General features: G+C 61.4%; 2 protein-coding genes. Both read left to right on the top strand.

Annotated elements, in window-relative coordinates:
• The first annotated feature begins 202 nt into the window (after nucleotides 1–202).
• The gene (gene istA / locus FQ187_RS29765) at nucleotides 203–1717 is read left to right on the top strand and encodes an IS21 family transposase (RefSeq protein ID WP_149632215.1); all 1515 of its coding nucleotides are present in this window, start codon (nucleotides 203–205) and stop codon (nucleotides 1715–1717) included.
• A gap of 20 nt (nucleotides 1718–1737) precedes the next feature.
• Complete coding sequence (gene istB / locus FQ187_RS29760; protein ID WP_149632214.1) at nucleotides 1738–2493, top strand: IS21-like element ISPsy14 family helper ATPase IstB; 756 nt, start codon at nucleotides 1738–1740, stop codon at nucleotides 2491–2493.
• The last annotated feature ends 71 nt before the right edge of the window (nucleotides 2494–2564 follow it).

Here is a 2564-nt window from a genome sequence, read left to right as displayed (position 1 = left end):
TGGGGATTCCATGACCATCCGGACACCCATTCCACCAACATCCGGACACTGATTCCACGCTGATCCGGACACTCATTCCACGAGCATCCGGACACCGATTCCACGGCCATCCGGACACTTTCAGGCAGGCAGCAACGCAGGATTATTCACTACCATCGACCTCTTTTTTCGAAGCGAAGAGGTCGTCGTGGAGCGTTTATCCATGCGTAAAATCCGAGAGGTACTACGCCTAAAGTTCGACGCCGGCCTGTCCGTGCGCAAGATCGCCAAAAGTTTATCCATTGGCCATTCAAGCGCGGGAGACTACCTTTGCCGGTTCGCAGCCAGTGGGCTTCAGTGGCCCATCGATATCTCTGATGCGGAGCTGAACCGACGCCTGTTTCCGCCGGCAGTACCGGTGCCGAGCGACCAGCGCCCGATGCCTGACTGGGCTTGGGCGCATGCCGAGTTGCGCCGCCCCGGCGTAACTCTGGCCCTGCTTTGGCAAGAGTACCGACTCGCTCACCCGCAAGGCTTCCAATACAGCTGGTTCTGCGAGCACTACCGCCTCTGGGCCGCCAAGGTCGACGTTGTCATGCGCCAGGAGCACCGTGCCGGCGAAAAGCTGTTCGTCGATTACGCCGGACAGACCGCGCCCATTATCGACCGACAGACCGGTGAAATCCGTCAGGCCCAGATCTTCGTCGCCGTCCTCGGCGCGTCCAGCTACACCTTCGCCGAGGCCACTTGGTCGCAGAAACTGCCCGACTGGCTGGGCTCGCACGCCCGCTGTTTTGCTTTTTTCGGCGGCACATCGCAGATCCTGGTGCCCGATAATCTGCGCAGTGGCGTCACCAAGGCGCATCGCTACGAGCCGGACATCAACCCCAGTTACCGCGATCTCGCCGAGCATTACGGCGTAGCCGTACTGCCCGCGCGTTCGCGTAAACCCAAGGACAAAGCCAAGGTTGAAGTGGGTGTGCAAGTGGTCGAGCGCTGGATCCTGGCAGTGCTGCGCAACCGCCAGTTCTTCTCGCTCGGAGAACTCAACACGGCAATCAGCCTGCTGCTCGAACGCCTCAATCAAAAGCCCTTCAAGAAGCTGCCCGGCTCACGCCGCTCGGCCTTCGAGACCATCGACCAACCCGCACTGCAACCGCTACCAGAACATCCGTATGTCTACGCCGAATGGAAAAAGGTGCGGGTGCACATCGACTACCACGTCGAGGTCGAGGGCCATTACTACTCGGTGCCGTACCAGCTGGTGAAGCACCAACTCGAAGTGCGGTTGACCGCGCAGACCGTCGAGTGTTTCCACGCCAACCAGCGGGTGGCCAGCCATCTGCGCTCGCCGCACAAAGGCCGCCACACCACCCAAACCGAGCACATGCCCAAAAGTCACCGCGAACATGCCGAATGGACGCCGCAGCGACTGATCCACTGGGCTGAGCAGACCGGGCCGAACACCGCTGGTGTAATCGCCTACATCCTCGAACGCCGGATCCATCCGCAGCACGGCTTCCGCGCCTGCCTGGGGATCCTGCGCCTGAGCAAACAGCACGGCGACGAGCGGCTGGAAGCCGCTTGCCAGCGAGCGCTGGCACTGGGCGCGTGCAGCTACAAAAGCCTTGAATCGATCCTGCGCCAAGGGCTGGAACGGCTGCCGCTGGCCCAGCAAAACCTGCCGTTACTGCCTGAAGAACACATCAACCTGCGCGGCCCTGGCTACTACCACTGACCTGAAAAAGGAGCACCAAAATGCTGCCCAACCCGACACTCGACAAGCTGCAAACCCTGCGCCTGCACGGCATGATCAAGGCGCTTGGCGAACAACACGCAACGCCTGACATCAACGATCTCAGCTTCGACGAACGCTTCGGTCTGATGGTCGACCGCGAGCTGACCGAGCGCGAAGACGCCCGCCTGACTACTCGCCTCAAGGCCGCACGACTGCGCCATAACGCCTGCCTGGAAGACATCGACTATCGCAGTCCGCGTGGCTTGGACAAGGCCTTGATCCTGCAACTGGGCAGCGGCCAGTGGCTGCGCGACGGCCTGAACCTGATCATCGGCGGCCCAACTGGCGTAGGCAAAACCTGGCTCGCCTGCGCGCTGGCTCATAAGGCCTGCCGCGACGGTTACAGCGTGCGTTATCTGCGCTTGCCGCGCTTGATGGAAGAACTAGGCCTGGCCCACGGCGACGGCCGCTTCGCGAAACTGATGGCGGGTTATGCCAAGACCGACTTGCTGATCCTGGACGACTGGGGCCTGGCGCCGTTTACCGCTGCGCAACGGCGCGACATGCTTGAACTGCTGGACGACCGCTACGGCAACCGCTCGACGCTAGTGACCAGCCAGATGCCGGTGGACAAATGGCATGCGCTGATCGGCGATCCGACCTTGGGCGATGCGATCCTCGACCGACTCGTGCACAACGCTTATCGCATCGAACTGAAGGGCGAATCGATGCGCAGGCGCGCAACGAAATTGACGGCAACAGGGACTTCAGACTAACAATGCAAACCTGCGTCGCTGCGCTCCGACTGCCTGTCCGAATGAGCGTGGAATGAGTGTCCGGATGTTGG

This window comes from Pseudomonas sp. ANT_J28, from assembly GCF_008370005.1.
Lineage (GTDB): Bacteria > Pseudomonadota > Gammaproteobacteria > Pseudomonadales > Pseudomonadaceae > Aquipseudomonas > Aquipseudomonas frigoris.
The sequence above is the reverse complement of the archived record's forward strand: the minus strand, read 5'-3'. Positions and strand labels throughout refer to the sequence as shown.